General features: G+C 61.7%; 23 protein-coding genes and 1 tRNA gene. 12 read left to right on the top strand and 12 right to left on the bottom strand.

The window, feature by feature from the left end; genetic code table 11:
* Window positions 1-6: 6 nt before the first annotated feature.
* The 8 genes from DSM107133_RS05020 (at window position 7) to DSM107133_RS04985 (ending at window position 9,956) form a co-directional block, all read left to right on the top strand.
* Complete coding sequence (locus DSM107133_RS05020; RefSeq protein WP_114293226.1) at window positions 7-678, top strand: nitroreductase; 672 nt, start codon at window positions 7-9, stop codon at window positions 676-678.
* Entirely contained in the window at window positions 678-1,121 is a 444-nt protein-coding gene (gene dtd / locus DSM107133_RS05015; protein ID WP_114293227.1) for a D-aminoacyl-tRNA deacylase, read from the top strand. The genes DSM107133_RS05020 and dtd overlap by 1 nt, the downstream gene beginning before the upstream one ends.
* Before the next feature lie 462 nt (window positions 1,122-1,583).
* A complete protein-coding gene (locus DSM107133_RS05010) occupies window positions 1,584-2,675 on the top strand; it encodes a DUF4147 domain-containing protein (protein ID WP_114293228.1) in 1,092 nt (363 codons plus the stop codon).
* A 40-nt stretch (window positions 2,676-2,715) separates the two neighbouring features.
* The gene (locus DSM107133_RS05005) at window positions 2,716-4,731 is read left to right on the top strand and encodes a CocE/NonD family hydrolase (RefSeq protein ID WP_114293229.1); all 2,016 of its coding nucleotides are present in this window, start codon (window positions 2,716-2,718) and stop codon (window positions 4,729-4,731) included.
* A gap of 147 nt (window positions 4,732-4,878) precedes the next feature.
* A complete protein-coding gene (locus DSM107133_RS05000; protein ID WP_114293230.1) occupies window positions 4,879-6,474 on the top strand; it encodes an ABC transporter substrate-binding protein in 1,596 nt (531 codons plus the stop codon).
* Between the two features lie 14 nt (window positions 6,475-6,488).
* Window positions 6,489-7,445, top strand: a complete 957-nt coding sequence (locus DSM107133_RS04995; protein ID WP_114293231.1) for an ABC transporter permease — start codon at window positions 6,489-6,491, stop codon at window positions 7,443-7,445.
* Between the two features lie 61 nt (window positions 7,446-7,506).
* Window positions 7,507-8,322 carry an ABC transporter permease gene (locus DSM107133_RS04990; RefSeq protein WP_114293232.1) on the top strand — a complete coding sequence of 272 codons (816 nt, stop codon included), beginning with the start codon at window positions 7,507-7,509 and terminating at the stop codon, window positions 8,320-8,322.
* Entirely contained in the window at window positions 8,319-9,956 is a 1,638-nt protein-coding gene (locus tag DSM107133_RS04985) for an ABC transporter ATP-binding protein (RefSeq protein ID WP_114293233.1), read from the top strand. The genes DSM107133_RS04990 and DSM107133_RS04985 overlap by 4 nt, the downstream gene beginning before the upstream one ends.
* Before the next feature lie 47 nt (window positions 9,957-10,003).
* On the opposite strand, the gene DSM107133_RS04980 is transcribed toward DSM107133_RS04985, so the two are convergent.
* Entirely contained in the window at window positions 10,004-10,363 is a 360-nt protein-coding gene (locus tag DSM107133_RS04980) for a DUF1428 domain-containing protein (RefSeq protein WP_114293234.1), read from the bottom strand.
* Between the two features lie 73 nt (window positions 10,364-10,436).
* Here DSM107133_RS04980 and DSM107133_RS04975 point away from each other — a divergent pair, with 73 nt between their 5' ends.
* The 4 genes from DSM107133_RS04975 (at window position 10,437) to DSM107133_RS04960 (ending at window position 13,715) form a co-directional block, all read left to right on the top strand.
* Window positions 10,437-10,883: a MarR family transcriptional regulator gene (locus tag DSM107133_RS04975; RefSeq protein WP_240310501.1), complete on the top strand. Its 447-nt coding sequence runs from the start codon at window positions 10,437-10,439 to the stop codon at window positions 10,881-10,883.
* Window positions 10,884-10,966: 83 nt separating this feature from the next.
* Window positions 10,967-12,043 carry a trifunctional transcriptional activator/DNA repair protein Ada/methylated-DNA--[protein]-cysteine S-methyltransferase gene (locus DSM107133_RS04970; protein WP_114293236.1) on the top strand — a complete coding sequence of 359 codons (1,077 nt, stop codon included), beginning with the start codon at window positions 10,967-10,969 and terminating at the stop codon, window positions 12,041-12,043.
* Complete coding sequence (locus DSM107133_RS04965; protein ID WP_114293237.1) at window positions 12,040-12,798, top strand: isocitrate lyase/phosphoenolpyruvate mutase family protein; 759 nt, start codon at window positions 12,040-12,042, stop codon at window positions 12,796-12,798. The genes DSM107133_RS04970 and DSM107133_RS04965 overlap by 4 nt, the downstream gene beginning before the upstream one ends.
* Before the next feature lie 80 nt (window positions 12,799-12,878).
* Entirely contained in the window at window positions 12,879-13,715 is an 837-nt protein-coding gene (locus DSM107133_RS04960) for an alkaline phosphatase family protein (RefSeq protein WP_114293238.1), read from the top strand.
* A gap of 3 nt (window positions 13,716-13,718) precedes the next feature.
* Here DSM107133_RS04960 and DSM107133_RS04955 read toward each other — a convergent pair whose 3' ends face one another.
* From DSM107133_RS04955 to urtA, 11 genes are all read right to left on the bottom strand, one after another.
* Window positions 13,719-14,660 (bottom strand): alpha/beta hydrolase, encoded by a 942-nt coding sequence (locus tag DSM107133_RS04955; protein WP_205387803.1) that lies wholly within the window; start codon window positions 14,658-14,660, stop codon window positions 13,719-13,721.
* The gene (locus DSM107133_RS04950; protein ID WP_114293239.1) at window positions 14,657-16,555 is read right to left on the bottom strand and encodes an acyl-CoA synthetase; all 1,899 of its coding nucleotides are present in this window, start codon (window positions 16,553-16,555) and stop codon (window positions 14,657-14,659) included. Before DSM107133_RS04950 ends, DSM107133_RS04955 begins: the two co-directional genes overlap by 4 nt.
* A 206-nt stretch (window positions 16,556-16,761) precedes the next feature.
* Window positions 16,762-18,588, bottom strand: a complete 1,827-nt coding sequence (locus DSM107133_RS04945) for an ABC transporter transmembrane domain-containing protein (RefSeq protein WP_114293240.1) — start codon at window positions 18,586-18,588, stop codon at window positions 16,762-16,764.
* 109 nt (window positions 18,589-18,697) lie between these two features.
* Window positions 18,698-18,771: transfer RNA gene (locus DSM107133_RS04940), tRNA-Gly, on the bottom strand.
* A gap of 201 nt (window positions 18,772-18,972) precedes the next feature.
* Window positions 18,973-19,350, bottom strand: a complete 378-nt coding sequence (locus DSM107133_RS04935) for a hypothetical protein (RefSeq protein ID WP_162792007.1) — start codon at window positions 19,348-19,350, stop codon at window positions 18,973-18,975.
* Window positions 19,351-19,613: 263 nt separating this feature from the next.
* A complete protein-coding gene (locus DSM107133_RS04930; RefSeq protein ID WP_114293241.1) occupies window positions 19,614-20,369 on the bottom strand; it encodes a siderophore-interacting protein in 756 nt (251 codons plus the stop codon).
* 93 nt (window positions 20,370-20,462) lie between these two features.
* Window positions 20,463-21,158: an urea ABC transporter ATP-binding subunit UrtE gene (gene urtE / locus DSM107133_RS04925; protein ID WP_114293242.1), complete on the bottom strand. Its 696-nt coding sequence runs from the start codon at window positions 21,156-21,158 to the stop codon at window positions 20,463-20,465.
* A gap of 2 nt (window positions 21,159-21,160) precedes the next feature.
* Window positions 21,161-21,901: an urea ABC transporter ATP-binding protein UrtD gene (urtD, locus tag DSM107133_RS04920; RefSeq protein ID WP_114293243.1), complete on the bottom strand. Its 741-nt coding sequence runs from the start codon at window positions 21,899-21,901 to the stop codon at window positions 21,161-21,163.
* Window positions 21,898-23,127 carry an urea ABC transporter permease subunit UrtC gene (gene urtC, locus DSM107133_RS04915; protein ID WP_114293244.1) on the bottom strand — a complete coding sequence of 410 codons (1,230 nt, stop codon included), beginning with the start codon at window positions 23,125-23,127 and terminating at the stop codon, window positions 21,898-21,900. The genes urtD and urtC overlap by 4 nt, the downstream gene beginning before the upstream one ends.
* Window positions 23,128-23,131: 4 nt before the next feature.
* Window positions 23,132-25,090, bottom strand: a complete 1,959-nt coding sequence (gene urtB / locus DSM107133_RS04910) for an urea ABC transporter permease subunit UrtB (protein WP_114293347.1) — start codon at window positions 25,088-25,090, stop codon at window positions 23,132-23,134.
* Window positions 25,091-25,149: 59 nt separating this feature from the next.
* Window positions 25,150-26,433, bottom strand: a complete 1,284-nt coding sequence (urtA, locus tag DSM107133_RS04905) for an urea ABC transporter substrate-binding protein (RefSeq protein ID WP_114293348.1) — start codon at window positions 26,431-26,433, stop codon at window positions 25,150-25,152.
* Between the last annotated feature and the right edge of the window lie 75 nt (window positions 26,434-26,508).

Genomic DNA, 26,508 nt, shown 5'->3' with positions numbered 1-26,508 from the left:
GCTGACATGACCCAGATCGACACGCTGAACGCGATTATGGACGCGCGTTATTCCTGCCGCGCCTTTCGTCCCGATCCGGTGGACCGCGCGACGATTGAAACCATCGTGGCCACGGCGCAAAAGGTGCCCAGCTGGTGCAACGCGCAGCCCTGGCAGGTGACCATCACCAGCGGTGCGGCCACGGACAGCTTTCGCGAGGCGCTTTATGCACATGCGATGTCAGCCACCCCGGCCCCCGATCTGGACTGGCCCGAGAAATATCAGGGCGTCTATCTGGACCGCCGCCGCGCCTGCGGGTTTCAGTTGTACAACGCCGTGGGCATCGAAAAGGGCGACCGGCCTGCCGGTGCCAAGCAGATGATGGAAAACTATCGCCTGTTTGGCGCGCCGCACGTGGCATTGGTCACCGCCCCCAAAGAGCTGGGACCATATGGCGCGATGGATTCGGGCGGCTTTGTCGCGACCTTTACGCTGGCAGCGGCCGCTTTGGGCGTGGCCACGGTGCCGCAAGCGGCCATTGCCGCCTATGCGCCGATGGTGCGCGACCACTTCCGCCTGCCGGACGACCGCAATCTGCTGTGCGCTATCTCGTTTGGCTATGCCGACGATGACCATCCCGCCAACAGTTTCCGCACCGAACGGGCGACGCCCGCCGACGTCATCGACTGGAAAGACTGATGCGCGCGCTGTTGCAAAGGGTCACCGAGGCTTCGGTGAAGGTAGACGGGACGCAAGTCGGTGCTACCGGCCCCGGCCTGCTGATCCTGGTCTGTGCCATGCCAGAGGACACAACGGACACCGCCCGCGCGCTGGCGCTCAAGATCTCGAAGATGCGGCTGTTCAAGGATGAGGCCGGCAAGATGAACCTGTCGGTCCTGCAAACCGGCGGCTCGGCCCTCGTGGTCAGCCAGTTCACGCTGGCCGCCGACACGTCACGCGGCAACCGCCCCGGCTTTTCCGGTGCTGCCAAACCCGATCAGGCCGAAACCCTGTATCTTCAGTTCGCCCAGGCGCTGCGCGATCTGGGCATAGCGACGCAAACCGGCCAATTCGGTGCGGATATGGCGGTGAGCCTGACCAATGACGGCCCCGTCACCCTGTGGCTGGACACTGCGGACTGAGTGCGCGGGCCCTATTTCTCTGGTTCAAAAAATCCCCGCCGGAGGCACCCTCAGAAGCCACGGGCACAAACGCCAGAATGGATCACAAACGCGCCGCGGGGGCGGTTGGGCCCCATGCCCTCCACCCCTCGCGTGCCTGCCAATCTGATCTGCCGCGCGCCCCTTGGGACGCCACCGTCTATGCCTGTATCGGATTGAATAATATGATACTTTTCATCACACCTGCATGAATACAGGCGGCACAAAAGCACCAATTTACACCATCCGGGGCCCTTCACGCGCCCCGTCTTTTGCGGGTTGTGTCGTGATTTGCAGGACCTGAGGTGATTCTAACCGAATCATGATTCGGCGGATAGAGTCTTTTTGACTTTTTTTGCCTTTCGTTGGTGGCTTGCTGCGCGACGTCACGCTAGGCTTGCCACAGGCTCCTGCCTGCTCCCTGCCATCACTATCGAGGACACTATGACAGCGCTCGCAGATCTCTGGAACATTGGTGTTGATGCCGTGGGCGGCGAGGCCAGTGTGCGGCAATCTTTGCAGGCGCATCCCATTGCCAAGCCCGATCAGATCATCGCGGTGGGTAAGGCAGCCACAGCCATGGCCCGCGCCGCTGCCGCGCTGTTCCCGAACGCACCTGTGCTGATCGTCACCAAGGACGGCCACGGCGCCGGCGCCCCCGACCGCGCGCATGTAATCGAAGCCGCGCATCCGGTGCCCAATGCGGCCAGCCTGACCGCCGGCGCCGCGATGCTGGACGTGGTTGAAAAGTGCGGCGCATCCTCACATCTGTTGATGCTGGTTTCGGGCGGGGCGTCGGCGCTGGCCGAGGTTTTGGAGGGCGACCTGACGCTGGACGATCTGGCACAGCAGACGCAGGCCAAGCTGGCCTCGGGGGCCGATATTCACGAGATCAACACCATGCGGCGCGGTTTGTCGCGGATCAAAGGGGGCAAGCTGCTGGGGGCGTTTCCGGGCCGCCATGTAACGACGCTGGCGATTTCGGATGTGGAAGGCGACAGTCTGGGCGTCATTGGCTCGGGCATCGGCGATGCCCCTGAAAATCCGGCGTTTGCCCATGATGCACGCATTGTCGCCTCGAATGCCATCGCGCGCGCTGCCATCGCACAGACTGCACAGGCAGATGTGCGCAGCAACGCCGAAACGCTTTATGACGATGTCGCCGCCCTTGCGCCGCGCATCGCGGCGCATCTGAAAGCCGCCGGAAAAGGTCTGCATATCCTTGGGGGTGAACCCACGGTGATCCTGCCTGACAGGCCCGGCCTGGGCGGGCGCAACATGATGCTGGCCTTGCGTCTGGCCCGTGAAATTGCGGGGCGCGACGACCTGCGCATTCTGGTCGCAGGCACCGACGGCTCGGATGGCCCCACCGATGCGGCAGGGGCCCTGGTGGACGGACAGACCTGGGCGGCAAGCGGGCAGACCGCCATCGACACAGCCGCCCCATACGACTGGCTGGCAGCGCGGGGTGCCCTGCTAAGGTCAGGCCCCACCGGCACAAATGTGATGGACCTTTTGATCGCATACAAACGCTGATCGTCTTGACATCTGGCCCCAGACAGGAAAGTCAAAGCTCATGAGCGACGCAACCAACGCCCCCCGCGACATCACCGAAGATCCTGATTACGCCATCGTCATGTCTGACGGCACACGTTTGTCCGCCCGCCTGTGGCGCCCCTCAGACAACAGCGAACAAGTCCCCGCCATTCTGGAATTCCTGCCCTACCGCAAACGCGACGGCACCTGTGCGCGAGACGCGCTGACCCATCCCTATTTTGCCCGCCACGGCTATGCCTGTGCGCGCGTGGACATGCGCGGCAATGGTGACAGCGAAGGGATCATGGAAGACGAATACAGCCAGCAAGAGCTGGACGACGCCGTCGAGGTGATCCGCCATCTGGCCGCGCAACCGTGGTGCAACGGCAATGTCGGCATGATGGGTATCAGCTGGGGTGGCTTCAATTCGCTTCAGGTTGCGGCCATGACGCCGCCCGAGCTCAAGGCGATCATCACCCTATGTTCGACCGTCGACCGCTTTGCCGATGACATCCACTACAAGGGTGGCAACCTGCTGAACGAAAATCTGGGCTGGGGGGCGACGATGTGGTCCTATTCCAGCCGCGCGCCGGACCCTGCCCTGCGCGAGGACTGGCGCGAGATGTGGTTGCAGCGGCTTGAGGCCGAACCCTTCCTGCCCTCGCTGTGGCTGCGGCACCAGCGGCGTGACAGCTATTGGGAGCACGGCAGCGTCTGCGAAAGCTATGACACCATCAAGGCCAAGGTTCTGGCCGTCGGCGGCTGGGGGGACAGTTACAAGAACACCGTCCCGCAGATCGTGAAGAACATTCCCGGGTCCAAGGGCATTGTCGGTCCGTGGGTGCACAAATATCCGCACTTTGCCGTGCCCGAACCGCGAATCGGCTTTCTGCAAGAGGCCCTGCGCTGGTGGGGCCGCTGGTTGAAGGGCATCGACACCGGCGTCGAGGATGACCCCGATTACCGCGCCTATGTGATGGACGGCGTGCGCCCGGCCACATGGTACACCGACCGCCCTGGCCGCTGGGTCACGCAGGACGGTGCGGTCGCGGGCCGCGAGACGATGCATGAAGAGCCGGTGATGAACCGCAACTTCTGGCTGGGCGACGGCGTGCTGAGCACCGACATCGATGTGGCCGACACCACTGTGCAATCACCTGCGCACACCGGTGCGGATGCGGGGGAATACTGCGCCATCTGGCTGGGCCCGGAAATGCCCGGCGACCAGCGCCGCGACGACGGGCTGTCGGCCACCTGGACCTCTGCCCCACTGGACAGCGACATGGACATTCTGGGTGCGCCAGCCATCGAGATGATGCTGCGCAGTGACGCCCCGCAGGCGCAGATCGCCGTGCGGCTGTGCCATGTGCACCCGGACGGGGCGTCAACGCGGATCACCTATGGCGTGCTGAACCTCAGCCACCGCGACAGCGCGTCGGACCCAAGCGCAATGCCCGTGGGCGAAGACCAGTTCGTGACGCTGGCGCTGGATCATGTGGGCTATTGCGTGCCCAAGGGGCACCGGCTGCGGGTGTCGATCTCGACCGCATATTGGCCACTGATGTGGCCCACGCCCACCGCCGCCGCGGTGCACATCCACCGCGCGCAACTGGGCGTGCCGCTGCACGAGCCGCGCACCGAGGACAAGAGCGTCGTATTCCCGCCCTCTGCTGCCGCCGAGCCGTGGGAGACCGAGGAACTGCGCCCCGAAAACCACATCCGCCGTCAGGACACCGACATGGTGACCGGCACGACGACGCTGACCATCGAGGATGACTTCGGCAAGGTGCGCGACAGCGATCACGGACTGATCAACGGATCGGCTGCCCGCGAAACATGGTCGATCCATCCCGACGACCCGCTGAGTGCGCGGGGCACCTGCCACTGGACCGACGAGATCGAGCGCGGCGACATCCGCCTGCGCACCGAAACTTACAGCCAGATGTGGAGTGATGCGACGACCTTCTACCTGACCGCGAAAGTTGAGGCATACGAAAACGACATATTGATATTCGACAAAAGCGTAGAGGACAGCATCCCGCGCGATCACCTCTGATCACAGACCGGCACGGCGCGGGAATAATCCTTGCGACAACGCCACAAATGCGTAACGTTGACTCAGTAGTCAATAAAACGCGCGCGACAGTCGGGCGAACGACTTGGTTGCGTGAAAGCGTAAAAACAATCAACGGGAGACCTAAACATGAATGAACAACTGCAACAGATGAGCCGCGACGTGGCCAAGGGCCGCATGACGCGCCGCGAATTCGTTGGCCGCGCTGCGGCTTTGGGTGTGACGGCTGTTGCTGCAAACGCCATGCTGGCCAGCAGCGCCCGCGCAGCAGGTCCCGTCCGCGGCGGTACGCTCAAGCTTGGTTCGTCGGGCGGTGAATCCACCAACACCATGGACCCGGCCCTGACCGCGTCGGAAGTGCCGCTCAGCAACATCCGTCACTGGGGCGAGACGCTGACCGAGGTGAACCCCGACGGGACGCTGGAACACTGGCTGGCCGAAAGCGTCGAGCCATCGGCCGATGCGAAAACATGGGCGTTCAAGATCCGCAAGGGTGTGGAATTCTCGAACGGCAAGACAATGACCCCCGAAGACGTGCTGAAAACCATGCAGCGCCATTCGAACGATGAAAGCAAATCGGGTGCCCTGGGCATCATGAAGGGCATCGCCGACATGAAAGTCGACGGCGACAACTTTATCGTCGAGCTTGAAACGGCCAACGCCGACCTTCCCTATCTGATGGCCGACTATCACCTGATGATCCAGCCCGATGGCGGCATGGACAACCCCGCCGCCGGCATCGGCACAGGCGCCTATACGATCGAATTCGACGAACCCGGCGTGCGCCACGGTTTCAAACGCCGTGACAACTATTGGAACCCCGACAAACGCGGTTTTACCGAGTTTTCCGAAGTGCTGGTACTGAACGACGCGACCGCACGCACCGCGGCCCTGCAATCGGGTCAGGTTCATATGATCAACCGCGTTGAGCCGAAGGTTGCCAGCCTGCTGGACCGCGCGCCCAATCTGAGCGTGAAATCGGTTTCGGGTCGTGGCCACTATGTGTTCATCGCCCACATCGACACCGCGCCCTTTGACAACAACGACCTGCGTCTGGCGCTGAAATATGCGATCAACCGCGTTGAACTGGTTGACAAAATCCTGCGCGGCTATGGTTCGGTTGGCAACGACATGCCCATCAACAAATCCTACCCCCTGTTCGACAACACCATCGAACAGCGCACCTATGATGTTGCTAAAGCCAAAGAGCACTACGCAGCATCCGGTCACGATGGCAGCCCGATCATCCTGCGTGTGTCCGACGGTGCCTTCCCGGGTGCGGTTGATGCTGCATCGCTGTTCCAGCAGTCGGCACAGGCGGCAGGCATCCCGCTGGAAATCAAACGCGAGCCGAACGACGGTTACTGGTCGGAAGTCTGGAACGTGCAACCCTTCTGCGCCTCCTACTGGGGTGGCCGTCCGGTGCAGGACCAGATGTACACGACTGCCTATCTGTCGACCGCAGACTGGAACGACACACGCTGGAAACGTCCCGAATTCGACGAGATGCTGCTGGCGGCACGGGCCGAGCTGGACAACGCCAAGCGCAAGGAAATCTACTCGAAAATGGGCCAGATGCTGCGCAACGAAGGTGGTTTGATCCTGCCCATGTTCAATGACTTTATCAGTGGCGTCGCCAATAATGTCGGCGGCTGGGAAGACGATCCGAACGGTGAAGTGATGAACAACAAATCCAGCATCAAGTGCTGGGTCATGGACACCTAAGGGCGCTTGAGCACATGCACCCGATCCTGAAACTGTTAGCCCAGCGCCTAGCGCTGGGCATCGTTTTGCTGTTTGCCGCCTCGGTCCTGATCTTTGTTGGCACCACGATCCTGCCGGGCGACGTTGCACAGTCCATCCTTGGCCAGTCGGCAACGCCGCAGGCCCTGGCCAATCTTCGCACCGAACTGGGTCTGAACGATCCTCCTGTTGCCCGCTATTTCGCCTGGCTGGGCGGCGTGTTGCAGGGTGATCTGGGCACCGCGCTGACCAACGGGCGCGACATTTCCGAAAGTCTGGGCGGGCGGTTCAGGAACACCATGTTCCTTGCCTTTTGGGCCGCGCTTGTGTCGGTCCCGCTGGCGATCCTGCTGGGTCTGATTGCGGTGCGTTTCCGCGACCGCTGGCCGGACAAGCTGATTTCCGGCATCACCCTGACATCCATTTCCATCCCTGAATTCCTGATCGGCTATGTGCTGATGTTTTTTGTCGCGGTCAAACTGGGCTGGGCGCCTTCGGTCGCTATGATCAACGACTCGATGACGCTGGGCCAGAAGCTGAACGCCATATCGCTGCCTGTTGCAGTGCTGACGCTGGTGGTTCTGGCGCATATGATGCGCATGACCCGCGCCGCGATTCTGAACGTGATGCAATCGGCCTATATCGAAACCGCCGAGTTGAAGGGCCTGAGCACCTTCGAGGTGATCCGCAAGCACGCCTTCCCCAATGCAATCGCCCCGATCGTCAACGTGGTGATGCTGAACCTTGCCTATCTGGTGGTCGGCGTGGTGGTGATCGAAGTGGTCTTTGTCTATCCGGGCATGGGGCAGTATCTGGTTGACCATGTGTCCAAACGTGACGTGCCTGTTGTGCAGGCCTGCGGTCTAATCTTTGCCGCCGTCTATATTGTCCTGAATATGGTTGCTGACATCGTCTCGATTCTGGCCAACCCAAGACTGAGGCATCCGAAATGAACCATGCTGTTTTCACAACCGCACATGTCATCGGAACCGCTCTGGTCGCAGGAGGGCTGATCTGATGCGTATCCCACTCTCTGCCCTTATCGGGCTGTTCTTTACCGCGACCTATTTCCTGATGGCTGTCTTTGCCCCATGGATCGCCCCCTATGGCATGGCCGAAGTCGTGGGCGATGTCTGGGAACCGTCATCGGCCGAGCATCTGCTGGGCACCGACACCATCGGGCGCGACCTGCTGAGCCGGATGATTTACGGCGGACGCACAACAATCTTTATCGCCACCATGGCCACGGCATTGTCGTTTATCACCGGATCGGTGCTGGGCTTTGCCGCTGCGGTGCTGGGGGGCTGGGCCGATCAGGTGCTGTCGCGCTTTGTCGATCTGATCATGTCGATCCCGTCGCTGATCTTTGCGCTGGTGGTGCTGTCGGTCATGCCGGTCACCGTGCCGGTTCTGATCCTGGTCATGGGGCTGCTGGACAGCACCCGCGTGTACCGGCTGGCCCGTGCTGTGGCGGTGGACATCACAGTAATGGATTACGTCGAAGCGGCGCGCCTGCGCGGCGAAAAACTGGCGTGGATCATCTTTCGCGAGGTTCTGCCCAACGCGCTGTCCCCACTGGTGGCCGAGATGGGCTTGCGGTTCATCTTTGCGGTTCTTTTCGTATCGACCCTATCGTTCCTTGGTCTTGGCGTGCAACCGCCGCAGGCTGACTGGGGCGGCATCGTGAAAGAGAACAAGGAAGGCATCGTTTACGGGATCGGGGCCGCACTTTATCCGGCGGTGGCAATCGCCACGCTGGCGATCAGCGTCAACCTTGTGGCCGACTGGGTTCTGAACCGAACCACTTCACTGAAAGGGGGCCGGGGATGAGCGATCCACTGGTAAAAGTGCGCGGCTTGAAAATTGGCGCGACGGTCTATCCGCCCGGCGAAAAGCCGCATGACATCGAAATCGTCCACGGTGTCGATTTCGATTTGCAGGCAGGCGAGGTTCTGGGGCTGATCGGGGAATCCGGTGCGGGCAAGTCGACCATCGGCCTGGCCACCCTGGCCTATGGCCGGGGCGGCGTCGAGCTGACCGGCGGCGAGGTCTGGGTGAACGGGCGCGACCTGTTACAGGCCAAGCACCGCGACATCCGCCATTTGCGCGGAGCCGAGGTCACCTATGTCTCGCAATCGGCAGCGGCGTCCTTCAACCCGGCCAAGAAGATCATGGAACAGGTGACCGAGGCCGCGATCAGCCAGGGCAAATTCGGCAAGAAAGACGCCGAATCCCGCGCGGTGGAGCTGTTCAAGGCGCTGGGACTGCCCGACCCCGAAAATATCGGCAACCGCTATCCGCACCAGGTGTCGGGCGGCCAGCTGCAACGTTGCATGACCGCGCTTGCACTGTGCCCCGAACCTGATCTTGTGGTGTTTGACGAACCCACCACGGCGCTGGATGTGACCACGCAAATCGACGTGCTGAAGGCAATCAAGGATGCGATTGCCGTCACCGGCGTTGCGGCGCTGTATATCACGCACGATCTGGCCGTGGTGGCACAGGTCGCGGATCACATCATGGTGCTGCGTCAGGGCGATATGGTCGAATACGGCACCACGGACCAGATCATCAACAACCCTCAGGAAGAATACACTCAGGCGCTGGTGTCGGTCCGCTCGATCAAACACATCGAGAAAGAGCCAACCGACGAAGCCGTGCTGCGGGTCGAGAATATCACCGCCCGTTACAAGGGCACCAATTTCGACGTGCTCAAGGACATCAACGTAGAACTGCATCCCGGCCAGACGCTGGCCGTGGTGGGGGAAAGCGGTTCAGGCAAATCGACACTGGCACGGGTGATCACCGGTTTGCTGCCGCCTTCCAACGGCAACATCCACTTTGCCGGCCGCGACCTGTCCCCGGACCTGCCCTCACGCTCGCGCGAGGACCTGCGCGAATTGCAGATGATCTATCAGATGGCAGACACCGCGATGAACCCGCGCCAGACTGTTGGCACCATCATCGGGCGTCCGCTTGAGTTCTACTTCGGCCTGAAGGGGCGCGAAAAGCAGGCCCGCATTCAGGAACTGCTGGACGAGATCGAACTGGGCGAAGGCTTTCAGGACCGCTATCCGGCGGAACTGTCGGGGGGGCAGAAACAACGTGTCTGCATCGCGCGCGCACTGGCGGCAAAGCCCAAGCTGATCATCTGCGACGAGGTGACCTCGGCGCTGGACCCGCTGGTAGCGGACGGCATCCTGAAGCTGCTGCTGAAACTGCAAAAGGTCGAGGACGTGGCCTATTTGTTCATTACCCACGATCTGGCCACGGTGCGTGCCATCGCGGACAGCATTGCGGTGATGTATCAGGGTCAGGTCGTGCGTTACGGATCAAAATCCACGGTACTGTCGCCGCCCTTTGACGCCTATACAGACCTGCTGCTCAGCTCGGTCCCCGAGATGAAACTGGGTTGGCTGGAAGAGGTCATCGAACACCGCCGCATGGAAAGTGCAGGCAACTAGAACACAGGCGGGGCGCAGTGCTGCCCCGCCGCTTATCCATTGCCCGATCAGTCTGCGGTCAACGTGACCAGCGGCTCGAACCCGCCCCACATCATGCGCATCCCGTCAAAGGGCATCTCCATCATCTCTTGCATACGCGGGTCGCTCATCATCTTCTCGAACCCCTTGTCCGCGGTCGCCTTGTCGGGCCAGATCATCCACGAGAACACAACCACTTCGCCCTCTTCGCGTTTGACCGCCATCGGGAAGGACGTGACCTTGCCATCCGGCGTATCGACGCCCCAGTTTTCCTGAACCGACAAACAGCCGTATTCCTTGAAAAGCGGCCATGCCTTTTCGGCCATGTCCTTGTAGGCGGCCCTGTTCGCTTCGGGCACGGCCAGCAGAAATCCAGATACATATGACATTGTGTCACCTCCTATTCCTAGATTCGCCTTTCAGATTGACATTTATATACGTTGATATCAACATATATAAATGATGGACCCATTGCTGCCCCTTTCAGTCACTATCGAAGTACGCGACCGCTGCCTGTGTTTGCACGTTCAACGGGCCGCGCGGGTGCTGGCGCGTCGCTTTGATGATGCCTTGCGCCCATTTGGCGTGACCAACGGGCAGTTTTCCCTGCTGATGTCGCTGAACCGTCCCGACGGGCCACGGATCAGTGATCTGGTGGACCTTCTGGGCATGGACCGCACCACGCTGACAGCAGCGCTGAAGCCGCTGGAACGGCAGGGATTCGTCGCCTCGGCCCCCGATAAAAACGACCGCCGCGCACGGCGTCTGCGCCTGACGGATGCGGGGCGTGCGGTGCTGGCACAGGCGCTGCCCACCTGGCGGGCCACCCATGACGCCGTTGATGCAGCGCTGGCCCCGATTGACCCGCAAGATTTGCGCGACGGGCTGATGGCGGTGGCGCAGGCATAGGCGCAACACCCCGACGCTGTGAAAATCCAATAGACGCCCGAAAACAGGCGGCACGACGGATTGAACCTGCATAAGGTGTGTACATGCTGTTTGACCTGCCAGACCACGACACATTGTACCGCGCCCTGCTTGCACGCGATGACCGCTATGACGGGCATGCCTTTGTCTGCGTTTCCTCCACCGGGGTGTTTTGCCGCCTCACCTGCCCCGCCCGCAAACCCAAACGCGAGAATTGCACGTTTCACGACACGGTCGGCGCCTGTATCGAAGCGGGGTTTCGCCCCTGCAAGCGCTGCCATCCCTTGCAGCCGATGGCCTCGGGCGACCCTGCGATTGCCGCCTTGCTTGCGGCGCTGGATGAACGGCCCGCGTTTCGCTGGTCAGAGACAGATGTCGTACGGATGGGGTTTGATCCCTCGACAATCCGGCGCAGTTTCAAGCGTCAGTTCGGCATGACATTTCTGGAAATGGCCCGACAACGGCGGCTGCGCGACGGGTTTGAAACCATGTCATCAGGCGGCAAGGTGATCGAGGCGCAGATTGACGCGCAATTTGACTCGGCCAGCGCGTTCAGTGCCGCCTTTGCCAGATTGCTGGGGCGTGCCCCCGGACGGCTGGATCGCGCGCCATTGCTGTTTGCCGATTGGGTCAGCACCCCGCTGGGCGATATGATTTCTGTTACCAGCAGGACCGAACTGCACTTGCTGGAGTTCACCGACCGCAAGGCGTTGAAAACCGAGCTGGGCAAGCTGGACGCACAGTGCAAGGGCCGGCTTGGCATCGGGCAGACCGCACCGGGGCAACAGATCAAGGCCGAGCTTGCAGCCTTCTTTGCGGGAACCTCTGCCGTTTTCGCGACTCCGCTGGCCTATCACGGTGCGCCCTTTGCGCAGCTGGTGTGGGACGAACTGCGGCGCATCCCGCCCGGCGTAACCCGCAGCTATTCCCAAATTGCTGTGCAGATCGGGCGCCCCGAGGCCACCCGTGCCGTGGGACGCGCCAACGGAGCCAACCAGATTGCGCTGGTGGTGCCCTGCCACCGGGTGATCGGTGCCGAAGGGGCGCTGACCGGATACGGTGGTGGCCTGTGGCGCAAGCAGAAACTGCTTGAAATCGAACGTCAATATTTGCCCGCACCACAAGAAAGAGCCCAACCATGACCCAGTCGGAAAAAGCAGCCTTGTTCAAATCCCTTCACCAGAAGGGCAACCCGCTGGTGTTGTACAACATCTGGGATGCAGGCGGGGCGCAGGCCCTTGCCGATGCGGGTGCCAAGGCCGTGGCCACCGGCAGTTGGTCGGTTGCAGCGGCCCACGGGTTTGACGACGGCGAGGCAATGCCGCTGGATTTCGTCCTGCAAATTGTCGAACGCATTACCCAATCGGTCGCCCTGCCCGTTTCGGTAGACTTCGAGGGCGGATATGCCACCGCGCCCGCCGACATCACCACGAATGTCCGTCGCGTGATCCGCGCAGGTGCAATCGGGATCAATATTGAGGACAGAGTTGTGCAAGGCAGTGGCCTGTTTCCCGTCGACGCGCAGGTCGCGCGGCTGAAAGCTGTCAGAGCGGCCGCACGCCTTGAAGGCATCCCCCTGTTCATCAACGCGCGTACCGACCTGTTTCTGGGGTCAGACCCGGCCACCCACGGAGACCTGCTGGGCCAGGCGCTTGCGCGGGCAGATGCCTATGCAGGGGCCGGTGCCGACGGATTCTTTATTCCCGGTCTGACGGCGCACTGCCATATCACCCATATCGCAAACAACACCGACCTGCCCGTCAATGTCATGATGATGGGCAACCTGAACGCGCTGCATGATGCGGCGCACATGGGCGTATCGCGTGCAAGCTATGGGCCCGGCGCCTATCGGACCGCAACCACCGATCTGGCGCAAAGGTTTGCCGCTTTGGCGTGACGTCGGGAAAAATCACACAGCCCCCATTGCCCCCGCGCACCACCTGCGGTCAGATGCAGGCGCACAGACAGGGGGCGCATATGGACAAGAAACTGTTGCTGATCATTCTGGACGGCGTTCCATGGCGCAACTGGCGGCGGCTGTTCGGCAATCTGGAGGGCTGGGTGGATTCAGGTGACGCCCGCGTGTGGAAACTGCGCGCGGTGCTGCCGTCGATTTCGGCCTCGTGCTATGCGTCGATCCATACCGGCGTGGCCCCTGCCGAACACGGCTGCACCGGCAATGGCAACGTGTTCCGCCTGTCGCATCCCGACGTCTTCTCGGCCACCCGTGCGGCGGGTGGGGTCACGGGGGCGGTGGCGCACAGCTTTTGGTCCGAATTCTTCAACCGCCATCCCTTCGACTATGTGCGTGACATCGAATATGATGAACCGGACAGCGACACCATCAACCATGGCCGGTTCCACACCATGACCGGCTATGGGCACAACAACCAGATGACCCCCTCAGACGTGGACCTGTTTGGCACGCTGACCAATCTCTGCCTGCGCTTCGGGCTGAACTATGGCATGTTGCACACCTGCACCTTGGACAGCATGGGGCACCGTTTTTTCCACGAGGGTCAGGAAATGGACCATGCCTGTTTCGTCATGGACGAAATGCTGGCCCCCTTCATCCCGCGCTGGCGCGAAATGGGGTACGAGGTGATCGTGACCGCCGATCACGGGCAGGACGAGCGCGGCCACCATGGTGGACGCGGAGCCCTGCAACAAGAAGCGGCGTTGTATTACTTCGGGGATGCCGAGGGCCCGCACGCGGATACGGTGATCGACCAGCTGCAACTGGCCCCCACCATCCTGTCGCGGCTGGGTGCGCCAATTCCTGACACGATGAAGGCGAAGACGTTCCTGACCTGAAGATCAGTCCAGATCGGTGATCTGCCCCGCGCGCAACAGCGTCAGCGCCTGGATCATCCGCGCAAAGCTTGTGGCGGCACGTTGCGACATGTGCCGCGCCCGCAAATGGGCGTGCACCAGCCCCGCCTCCTCGATCCAGACAGCTCGGCCTCCTGCGGCCTGAATGGCATCACGATACGCCTCGCCATCGCTGGACAGCGGATCGCATTGTGCCGTCAGGATCACCGTGGGCGGGAGGTTGGAAAAATCGGTATCTTGCAGCGGCGCAAAGCGCGGATCGCCGGTGCGGTCCTGCCCGCCGGATCGCAGGGTCTGATAGAACGCCATGTCCCGCACGCTTAGTCCCGGCGCATCGGCATGGGTGACATAGCTGCCCCGCGTGCGATCGCCGCCAAGCCCGGGATAGATCAGCAGGCAGCCCATTATGCGCCCGTCAATCCTGCCGCGTGCATAATGGGCAATTGCCGCCACCAGATTGCCCCCCGCGCTGTCACCGCACAGCACGATGGACGCTTCTGTCTCGGCACAGACCGCTTCGAACGCGGCCCATGCATCTTCGAAATCTTGCGGAAAGGGATGCTCGGGCGACAGGCCATAATCAACCGCGACCACCTGCATGCCCGTGCTTGCGCAGAATTCGGCGCAAATGCTGTCGTGGCTCTCCAACCCGCCCACGACAAAACCACCGCCGTGGCAGAAGAACACCGTGCCCGCCACAGGCTCGGAACAACTGTAGACGCGGCACGAAACCCCGCCAAAGGCACGGTCCTGCGCGGTCACGCTGTCAGGATACCCAACGTCAAAGTCAGCACACATGGCGTTATACACCCGGCGCTGGTCCTCCACGCTCAGGTCCACTGCATCGGGCGGATAATGCAGTTCGGTCCGCGCCAGAAAGGCACGGACCTCGTCATCCAGCAACAGGTCGTAATCTGCCAAGATCACTCTGCCGCGACCGGCTGCGCGGCCAGTTCCCAGCCCTGAATGAACGGCCCCAGCACTTTGGCAATCTCGGCCTCGGAGTCACCATTGGCCACCACCTGCGCCGTCAGACCGCGTTTCTTGTCATCAATCACCGAGGTGACCTGCGCCCTGAGGCCCGCATCGGACAGGGCGGCGTTATAGACCCGCGTGATCGCGTCCTTGCGCAGATCGGGTTTGAACACCTTGCCCACGGCCGTCTTGGGCAGTTCGTCCATGATGGTCATATGCTTGGGATGCGCCGCGCGTTCGTGTACATGTTTCGTGCAATAGGCCATCAGCTCGTCTTCGGTGACAGTGGCCCCATCGACCAGTTCGACATAGGCGCAGGGCACCTCGCCCGAATGCGCGTCCGGCTGGCCGATGGCACCGGCAAAGGCGACGGCTTTGTGGCCCTGCAACGCGTCCTCGATTTCCGCAGGATCGATGTTATGGCCACCGCGAATGATCAGATCCTTGGCACGGCCGGTGATCCACAGATACCCATCGGCATCCATACGTCCCAGGTCGCCCGTCCGCAGGTGGGTGTCGCTGTAGAACAGATCCTTGTTCTTCGCCACTTCGGTGTAGGTGTGCCCGGTGTAGACACCGGGGTTCGAAACACAAATCTCGCCTATCTCGTCAACCGCACATTCCAGCGGCCCGTCGTTGGTCTGCTTGACAATCTTGACATCCGTATACGGGAAAGGAATGCCGATACTGCCGATTTTCTTCAGCCCGTCCACGGGGTTGCCCGACACAAGACAGGTCGCTTCGGTCATGCCATACCCTTCAACGATGGTGACGCCAGTGGCCTCCTCGAAGCGTTTGAACAGCTCTTTGGGCAGCGGAGCCGAGCCGGAGAAGGCGGTTTTCACCGTGCTGACATCGGCATCAATCGGGCGCTGCATCATCGCAGCCAGGGCCGTGGGCACCGAAACGATAAAGGTGATCTTCCACCGTTCCGTCAGCTTCCAGATGTTGTCGAACACGCCTTCGCCGCGATAGCCCTGCGGCGTCGGGAACACCACATGTGCGCCGCTGAACACGGCGCCCATCAGGATCACATGCACTGCCATGACATGGAACAGCGGCAGCGGACACAGCAGCACGTCGTTCTCGTTCAACAGCAGCTCGCCGCCGACCCAGCCGTTATAGACCAGACCGGAATACAGATGCTGCGCGACTTTCGGCATGCCAGTGGTGCCACCTGTATGGAAATAACAGGCGACACGATCTTCCTGCACATCCTCGAAATCGAGGCTCGTGTTCTGTTTTTTCAGCTCGGCGGCAAAACTCAGATAGTGCGCATGAGAGGCTTGCGCGGCCTTCGGACGGATCAAGGGAATGATCCAGGATTTCGGCGGCGTCACATAGCGCAGCAGGTCGACCTCAAGCACGGTCTTGACGTTCGGCGCGTGTTCCACGGCTTCGGCCACTTTTTGCGCCACATCGGTCTTGGGAAAGGCGCGCAGGGTGACCACAACCTTGGCCCCAGTCTCGCGCAGGATCGATGCGATCTGCTCGGGGTCCAGCAACGGGTTGATCGGGTTGACGATGCCCGCGGTCGCCCCGCCCAGCATGGTCAGGATGGCTTCGTTACAGTTGGGCAGGACATAGGCCACCACGTCCTTGGGACCGATCCCCAAACCACGCAGCATATTGGCCGCTTGCGCCGTCTTCGCCTTCAATTCACTCCAGGTCAGCGTCTCGGCCTTGTCTTTCGGTCCTGAAAAGATCTGATAGCTGACGGCGTTGTGGTTGGGAAATTTCGCGGTGGTGTCGCTCAGCATTCCAAACAACGTTACCGGCAGATCGCGGCTCGCCCAGGGGCCTTCGGCCTCGATGCGTTTGCGGTCTTCAAGCCCTGCATAGGTCATAGTCTCTATCTCCCTGTCACCACCGTGTTTCGGTGGGTGTCTCCCTTAGCGGAACAGGATGCTGTGCTTTGGCTAAATACGCAAGTATATCAGGGGCAAACACCCCCTATGCAGACGCAGCGTCAGCCACGTCTACAACTTCATCTTGCCCGGAAAACTCCGGGGGAGACGCGCCAGCGTCGGGGGCCGGCCCCCTGCCCGCCCTGCTATTGCGCGGCCACGTCTGCGGTAAACTGCAACCTGGCCAGCCGCGCATACAGCCCGCCTTGGGCGACCAGTTCGTCGTGGGTGCCGATGGCAGCAATACGACCCTGATCCATCACCACGATCCGGTCGGCTTTTTTCACAGTGGCCAGCCTGTGCGCCACGATCAGCGTGGTCCGCCCATGGCTCAGCGTTTCAAAGGCTGCCTGCACCGCCCGTTCGCTTTCGGCGTCCAGCGCGCTTGTGGCCTCGTCCAGCAGCAGCACCGGCGCGTCGCGCAGGATGGCGCGGGCAATGGCGATGCGCTGTTTCTGCCCGCCCGACAGCATCACTCCGCGTTCGCCCAGATAGGCGTCATACCCATCCGGCAGCGCCATGATGAATTCATGCGCAGCGGCAGCACGCGCGGCGGCCTCGATCTCGGCCTCGGTTGCGCCGGGGCGACCAAAGCCGATGTTGTCGCGGGCCGAAGCGGCGAAGATCACCGGATCTTGCGGCACCAGCGCGATATGGCGGCGGAACGTATCGCGGGCCAGCGTGCCCAGATCCACGCCATCAATCATCACCCGACCTGTGCGCGGCTCGTAGAACCGCAACAACATCTGGATGATTGTCGTCTTGCCCGCGCCCGACGGGCCGACAAAGGCCACGGTTTCGCCGGATGCAATCTCAAGGCTGACATGATCCAGCGCCGAGATGTCAGGCCGCGACGGATAGCTGAACGACACGTCATCAAAGGTGATGCGCCCCTGCACCGGCGTCGGCAATGCGACGGGAGAGGCGACATCCTGCACGCTGTCCTCGACCGTCAGCAGCTCGACCAGCCGTTCGGTGGCCCCGGCGGCGCGCTGCAGCTCTCCCCAGATCTCCGACAGCGCCGCGACCCCGCCGGCGACCATCACCGCATAGATCACGAACTGGATCAGTGCGCCCGACGACATCGCTCCGGCGCGCACATCATTGGCCCCGATCCACAGCACTCCCACGACCCCCGAGAAGACCAGGAAGATCACGATCATCGTCATCAGCGCCCGCGTACGAATACGCCGCCCCGCCGCATCAAAGCTGCGCTCGGTCACTTCGCTGAACTGGGCCCGCGTTGTTGCCTCCTGGGTAAAGGCCTGAACTGTTTGCACGGCCCCCAACGCTTCCGAGGCGCTGCCGGACGATGCCGCGATCCAGTCCTGGTTCTCGCGGCTGATGACCCGCAGGCGCCGCCCCAGCACCAGAATCGGAATGACCACGGCGGGCACGATCAACAGCACCAGCCCCGTCAGCTTGGCCGAGGTCAGAAGCATCAGCACCAGACCGCCCGCAAAGATCAGCATATTGCGCAGCGCAATCGACGCGCTCGACCCGATCACGGACAGGATCAGCGTGGTGTCGGTGGTGATCCGGCTGAGGACTTCGCCGGTCATGATCTTTTCGTAGAAAGCGGGGCTCATCCCGATCACGCGGTCGAACACCGCCTTGCGGATGTCCGCGACCACCCGCTCGCCCAGCCGTGTGACCAGCGCATAGCGCAGCGCGGTCCCCACGGCGAGCAAACCGGCAATGCCGATAGCGGCCATGAAATACTGGTTCAGCAGCGCGCCGTCCTGCGTGCGGAAATTGTCGACCACACGGCGCACCGCCAGCGGCAGGGTCAGCGACACCACAGCCGTCAACACCAACGCCGTGACCGCTGCAACCATCAGCATCCGATAGGGCATCACAAAGGGCCACAGCGCGCCAAGGGCACCAATACGCTTGGACGCCGCACGCTGGTCGTCACCCTTGCCGGGGACAACGGGTTGCGGGGGGATGATCTGTGGGGCTTGGTCGGCCATGACGGCTCCTGAATTCACTTCGCGCCGACTTGTGGCGGCTGCACGCCACGGGGTCAATGCGACAAAGGCCCCACATTCGGGGATCAGATCGGTCTGAATGGGGAAAGATTGGAGCGGGCGGCGGGAATCGAACCCGCGTCATTAGCTTGGAAGGCTAAGGTCTTACCACTACACAACGCCCGCGTAGCACCGGTTAGTTATGACATGGGCCAGCAGAGGTCAAGAACGCCTGCGCGGGGTGGGTGCACAAAATCCGGCTGATTTTGCGGAATCCTCTCAGTGGGTCGGGTCAGGCATTTCTGCCAAGAACCGGACCTTCGATACCATGTGTCCGAAGGTCCGCTGTGCGGGACTTTGCTGCCGTTCGCTGCGGTTGTGCGAAGGTCAGCTTTCGGGTGTTGAATCTACTTCGTTAGGTAGTTTTGGATCTACGAACCGAAGATATAGAAGCGATCCGCCAAAGAAAGTGCCCGCTAGACCTAACCCGAAAATGGTATTTGGCGGCACGCCTTGTTGATCCAACCAAACCATTCCCAACGACCAAACCAAAAATATTCCATACAACAACAACGCCCCCGAAAACCGCGCTCGTTTTCTTGTCAGCCATTTAGCTATGAAAAACGCTACCAAGAACGGAACCCATGTTTCGGCGACATGGTTTAAGTAATGCATTTCGATTGGAGCGCCGCCGGGAAAGCCAATACCCATGAACAATGCCAAAACCGGGTATTCCCACGGCAAGAAGGGGTTGATTGCTTTCACCAACGCGAGACCTATCCACACTGTGAAAGCGCCAACGAAGGCAGCAAAAAAAGTTGCTAGTTGCCGTATCATTTGAATGGCATCCTAAGCTAAATCCTACTGTTGAAGAAGCCGACGTTAATGGCACGCGCAGCATAGGAGACTTTGGGCTCAAACCTGCCGCTCGCTGCGGTCTTCACGAACGTCCGGTTCCCTATCTTGGGCCGGGCAAAGATGCAAAGGCCCTATTCACCTGACGTTCACCCCTTTCAATCTATCTGACTTCAGTCCTCGATGCCCTTGTCCGACGCATCGGCCTGCCCCGCCACCCAATAGCCCGAGGCTTTGATCCACTGTTTGTCGTGCCCCTTGTCCAGCAGATGTGTGCGGATGGCACGTGCCACCATGGCTTCGGCTGCAATCCAGACAAAGGTGCGCGGTGGCAGGGTCATGCCGCCGAGTGCCGCGAGATAGGGCGCGGGATCGGTGGCCTGATCCAGCGGGCGGTGCAGCCAGTGCGCCGTCCAATCGGCGGCGGTGTCCAGCGACTGTTCGTCCGCCGCATCAGGCACACCGACGATGCTGGTCACGCGCGTCGCGGCGGGCATCTCTTCGATCCAGCGGCCAATGGCGGGCAGTGCGGTTTCGTCACCGATCAACAGCCACTGGTCGATAGCGCCCTCGATCCGCTGGCTGCCACGCGGGCCGCCAATGGTGATGGCATCGCCCACGGCAGCGGCACGCGCCCAGTCGGCGGCAGGTCCGCCGGGGTGATCCACCACATCCACCACCAGTTCCGACGTGCTGAACCGACGGGGCGTATAGTCGCGCATTTGCGGGCTGTCGCTCTCTGCGTTCAGGATCAGCTTCATGTGATCGTCCGGCGCACCGCTGTTGAAATCATGCATGTCCGCGCCTTGCAGGGTCAGGCGGATCATATGCGGGCTCAGCCGTTCTGACGCGGCAACCCTCAGATTGCGGCGGCGCAATTCATGGCGCATGCGGATGATTTGCGGGGCGTCAGCGATTTGATCTGTCATGGCAAGGTCCTTGCGAGTGCGTCGCGGCTATACCTGCCTATTTTCGTCAAGTATTACAAGTGCGCCACCGCACAGACCACCCCGCGCAGATGCTCAGACGGAAACGCCGCGCAGCACCTCGGCCTTGGGCACGTCGGCCTTGGCCCCTTCCAGCACCACCGCCCCGCGTCGCAGCACGACAAAACGGTCGGCCAGATCATAGGCGAATTCGAAATACTGCTCGACCAGCACGATCGCCATGTCACCCTGATCGCGCAACAGGCGGATCACGTTGCCGATCTGCTGGATGATGTTGGGCTGGATGCCCTCGGTGGGTTCGTCCAGCAGCAAAAGCTTGGGCTTGGTGATCAGCGCCCGCGCAATAGCCAGTTGCTGTTGCTGCCCGCCCGACAGATCGCCGCCGCGCCGCGATGTCATGTCCTTGAGCACGGGAAACAGATCGTAAATATGATCCGGGATGAAATGTTCCTCCGGCGGCAGGCAGACAAAGCCGGTTTCAAGGTTCTCTTTCACCGTCATCAGCGGGAAAATCTCGCGCCCCTGCGGCACGTAAGCCACGCCCAGATGCGCCAGCTTGTGTGCAGGCAGCACCGGCAGGTCCTGCCCGTCCAGCGACAACGTGCCCGCCGTGCGCGGGTGGGTGCCGGATATCGCCTTGATCAGGCTGGTTTTGCCCACGCCATTGGTGCCCATCACGCAGGTGACTTCGCCCTGTGCCGCCTGCATCGAAATCCCGTTCAGGATCTGGCTGTGGCCATAGTGCAGCGTCAGGTCATTCAAACTCAGCATATTCAGCGCCCCAGATAGACGTCGATGACGTCCTGATTTGATGTGACATGGTCCAGCGATCCTTCGGCCAGAACCGACCCTTCGTGCAGCACGGTGACCTTGCAGTTCAGGCGGCGCACGAACTCCATATCGTGTTCCACAACGACCACGGCGCGGGTCTTGGCGGCCTCGACCAGAATGTCGGTGGTTTTCTCGCGTTCTTCCGGCGTCATACCGGCGGCCGGTTCGTCCACCAGCAGCAGGCGCGGCTCCTGTGCCAGCAGAATACCGATCTCCAGCCATTGCTTTTGCCCGTGGCTCAACTCGCCCGACTTGCGCAGCAGCGCGTCGCCCAAGCCGATGTCGCCTGCCAGCGTGGCGACTTTGGCCAGATCTTCGTCCGAGGGCCGATAGGACAACACCGGCAACCAGCCGCGCGGCTTTTTCAGCGCCATCAGCAGGTTCTCCTGCACGCTTTGATCCTCGAACACCGTGGGCTTTTGAAACTTGCGCCCCACGCCCGCCTGCGCGATCTTCGCTTCGGACATTTTCAGCAAGGACACCGATTTTTCACCCCACAGAACGCGGCCTTCGTCGGGCTTGGTCTTGCCGGTGACGATGTCCATGAACGTGGTCTTGCCCGCGCCGTTCGGCCCGATCACCGCGCGCATTTCGGCATCCGCGATGCGGAAGGACAGGTTGTTGATGGCGCGAAAGCCGTCAAAGCTGACCGAAACGCCGGAGACTTCCAAAAGCGTGCTCATTGCTGGGCCTCCTTCTCGCGCAGCGATCCCTGATCGGGACCAAGGTCGGCCCCGTGGCGATCCGGGCGCAGCCGGTCGCTGATCAGGTCGAACAGCCCGCCGATGCCTTGGGGGGCGAACAGGGTGACGCCGACAAAGGACAGCCCCAGCAGCACCAGCCACCAGTCGACCCATTTGATCGTGTAAAAGCCCAGCGGCACGTCCGGTGCCTGCCCGCCGGTGAACCATGTGGACAGCAGGCTGACCACCGCCGCACCAATCACGGCACCATACAGCCGCCCGCGCCCGCCGATGGCCACCCAGACCGCCAGATAGATCGACGCGATGGGAGCGATTTCAGCCGGGTTGATGATGCCCGCCTGCGGGTAATACAGCGCCCCGGCAATGGCGGCGATACAGGCGGTCAGCGTGAACATCGCCAGCTTGTACGCCTCGACCGAATAGCCCAGGAACCGCACGCGCGCCTCGTTGTCGCGGATGCCGCGGATGACCGAGCCGAACTTGCCCGACACCACCCATGCCGCCAGCAGATAGCCCAACCCCAGCGCCAGCGCCGAGCCCCAGAAGAACCACATCGACACCACGTCCTGCGATACGCTCACGCCCGGCAGGTTTTGCAGGCCCGACAGGCCGTTGTTGCCGCGCAGGCCGCTGTCGTTCTGGAACAGGTACAGCGCCAGCGCCAAGGTCATCGCCTGTGTCAGGATCGACAGGTACACGCCCGTCACACGGCTGCGGAAGGCCAGCCAGCCAAAGACCAGCGCCAGCAGGCCCGGCACCAGCACGACCATGGCCAGTTGCAGCGTCAGACTGTCGGCAAAGGACCAGATGACAGGGAAATCACTGCTGCCGACCACGCCGAAAATCTGGTTGCCGATGCCGTCCACGATCTCTTGGGGCGTCGGTGGTATCTGGCCTTGGGCCAGCGCATCGACCACGATCAGACGGGTGCGTTCATACATCAGCCACATGCCGATCATGTAGCCACCCAGCCCGAAAAACGCGAAATGTCCCAGGCTGAGGATACCGGCATAGCCCCAGATCAGGTCCATCGCGACGGCCACCAGACACAGGCACAGCGTCTTGCCCAAGGTCTTGACGAAGCTGGTGGACACCATGCCCACGCCAAAGCCTTCGGACAGGATGGTGACCCCCAGCGTGAACAGCGCCAGCAAGGCAAGGAAGATCAGGACCGACGGGTTTCGTGCAACGAATGAACGGTTCATGGCCTCAATCCCCCGCCGCGCGGCCTTTGAGGGCGATGATGCCCCTTGGCCGGAACTGGATGAAAATGATGATAAAAACGATCATGTAAGTCTGTGCCGCCAGCGTGTTGCTGGGGTTGCCCCATTCGATGCCCTTCTGCAGGAACCCGATCATCGCAGCCCCCGCCAGCGTGCCCCAGATGTTGCCGACGCCGCCGACAACCACGGTCATGAAGCTTTGCACGATGTAGTCTGATCCAAGTTCCGAGGTCACCTTGGCGAACAGGCCAATCGCCACGCCGGCAACACCCGCGATGCCGGACCCAAGGCCAAAGGTCAGCATGTTCACCCGCCCCGGATTGATCCCCATCGACGCCGCCATGCGCGGGTTCTGGGTCACCGCGCGGGTTTCCAGCCCCAGCCGCGTGCGCTTCATGATGAACAGGAACACCGCGAGGAAGAACAGCGCCAGAAAGAAGATCGCGATGCGGATATAGCTGATCGACACCACGTCGTTCAGCGTCAGCGCCCCGTCCAGCCACGCGGGCGAGGTCAGCGGGCGGGCTTGGGTGCCGAAGATGTTCTTGGCCAGCTGTTGCAGCGCAATCGAGATGCCGAACGTTGCCAGCAACGTCTCAAGCGGCCGGTTGTACAGCCAGCGGATCACCAGCCGCTCCATCGCCACGCCGGCGGCGAATGTCACGGCAAAGGCCAGCGGGATCGCCACGATGATCGACACCGTGTGGTTGGGAATGATCTGCTGGACCACATAGCCGGTATAGGCGCCCATCATGATGAACTCGCCATGCGCCATGTTGATCACACCCATCACGCCAAAGGTGATGGCAAGGCCGATAGCCGCCAGAAAATAGATCGACGCCAGCGACAGCGCGTCCAGCGTCAGGTCGGCGGCCTGGTTCATCCCCACCTTCAGCTTGATCGCGTTCAACGCATCATTGGCCGCGTCGGTCACCTGCGAAGAGGGATCGAAATAGGCGTCGTAGAAGGTAAAGCCGTCCAGCGTCTCCTGAACCTCGTCCTCGGAAATGAAGGGCGGCACGGTGCCTGCCTCGGCCAGCGTGATATAGGCCGCGCGGCGCGCCGCCTCGCTGTCCAGTTGCTGCACGGCCACGCCGCCCACACGCCCGTCCTCGATGTTGGCCTCGAGCGCGGCGCGGATGGCCGCATCTGTCACACGCGGCGGGGCCAGATCGGCGGCGACCAGCATGTCATAGGCCGCAACCTTGCTCAGCGCGTCCGAGCCGGGTGTCAGGATTGCCGCCACATTGGTGCCCTCGGGCACATCGCCCTGCACCACATCGCGGCGGGTGGCGACCAGCGGGTTCAGCGTGGCACGCACGTCGACGCCCAGATCGCCCGACATATCGGCCATCGCCTGTACCCGCGCGTCGGGGTCGGCGTCATAACCAATGGTCAACAGGCGCTCCAGCCGCAGCTTTTGCGCCTTCAGGGTCGCGTCGGTCTCCATCTCGATGGAATTGCGCAGCGGTTTCAGCAGCGCTTGGTCAGGATCGCGGGAAATCGAGGTCAGCGCGTCCTGACGGCGCTTGGGATCGGGGTCTTTCAGTTGGAACTGCACCAGCGCCGTGCCGATCAGGGCGCGGATGCCGCTGTTGGGCTTGATCTGGTCCAGCGCGTCCTTGTCGACCACGCCAACCACTTCGCCGCTGTCGAAATCGGTCAGCGCATAGCCGCCCTCGGCTTTCTCGGCGCGAAAAAACAGACCGTCGGCCTCGCGCAGCCACATATCCTTGTCCGACCATGCCTCGAGCACCGCCTGCGCCTGCGGCAGACCGCTGTCGGCCACTGCGTCAATCGCCGGACCAATGGTCGTGCGCGAGCTTTTGAGGATCGTGTCGCGGTGCGCTTGCAGCACCTGCTGGATCGGTCCGGGCGTGTCCTGCGCATAGGTGCTGACACAGGTCAGCAACAGGGCCAGCGCGGCGGCAATAAGTCTGGTCATGTGAATGAAGTCCGCAATGGGGCCAAGAGGGCGCAAAGGCGCGCCCTCTCAAGTGTGGTTCAGTAGTTCGACAGGGTCTGCACGCAGGTCTTGGTTTCGGTGTTGTACATACCGCAACCCAGATCCTTCCAATCCGATTCCAGCACGGCGGATTCGGGCAGGAAGTCGGTCCATGCGTCACCCGGCACCGGATCGGTTTCCGAGATGATGTCAAACTGGCCATCGGCCTGAATTTCACCGATCAGCACGGGTTTGGACAGGTGGTGGTTCACGCCCATCACGGCGGTGCCGCCGGTCAGGTTGGGGAATTCCTGCCCGTACATTTCGGCGCGCACAGCATCCACATCGGTGGTGCCTGCCGCCTCGACCGCTGCAACCCACATGTTGAAGCCGATATAGTGGGCCTCCATCGGGTCGTTGGTCACACGTTTGTCGTCACCGATAAAGGCGTGCCAAGTCTTGATGAATTCTGCGTTTTCCGGCGTATCGGCGGACATGAAATAGTTCCACGCGGCCAGGTGACCGACAAGGTTCGAGGTATCCAGACCCGACAGCTCTTCCTCACCGACCGAGAAGGCCACGACCGGAATGTCATCCGCCGAGATACCCGCCGCCGCCAGTTCCTTGTAGAAACCGATGTTCGCGTCGCCGTTGATGGTCGAGATCACGCCAACCTTCTTGCCGTCCGCGCCCAATGCCACAACATCGGCCACGATCTTGGACCAGTCCGAGTGACCGAAGGGCGTGTAGTTCACAAAAATATCCGCGTCGGCAATGCCTTTGCCCTTGAGATAGCTTTCAAGGATGTTGTTGGTTGTGCGCGGATAGACATAGTCGGTGCCCAGCAGCGCGAATTTCTCGATGCCCAGTTCGTCCAGAAAGTAATCTGTGGCAGGGATCGCCTGTTGGTTCGGTGCCGCGCCAGTGTAGAACACGTTCCTGGAAGATTCTTCGCCTTCATATTGCACCGGATAGAACAGCAGACCGTTCAGCTCTTCGATCACCGGCAGCACCGACTTGCGGCTTACGGACGTCCAGTTGCCATAGATCACATCAACATTGTGTACGGTCAGCAGCTCGCGTGCTTTTTCCGCGAACAGCGGCCAGTCGGATGCCGGATCGACCACCACCGCTTCAAGTTGCTTGCCCAGCAGACCGCCCTTGGCATTTTGCTGTTCAATCAGCATCAGCATGGTGTCTTTCAGCGTGGTTTCCGAGATTGCCATCGTGCCGGACAGCGAATGCAGCACGCCGACCTTGATGGTATCATCAGCCGCCAGTGCCGCCGAGCCAAGCGACGCGGCCACAAGTGTGCCCGTAAGCGCGGATTTCAGAAAAGTCATATAAATCTCCAAAGCGGGCCCGCCTGACAACTACGGCTTGCACCGCACACACAGTCGCCTAAGCTGGTCCCGCAA

Source organism: Pseudosulfitobacter sp. DSM 107133 (assembly GCF_022788695.1).
Lineage (GTDB): Bacteria > Pseudomonadota > Alphaproteobacteria > Rhodobacterales > Rhodobacteraceae > Pseudosulfitobacter.
Note: the sequence above shows the minus strand (reverse complement) of the source record. Positions and strands in the feature narration are given on the sequence as shown.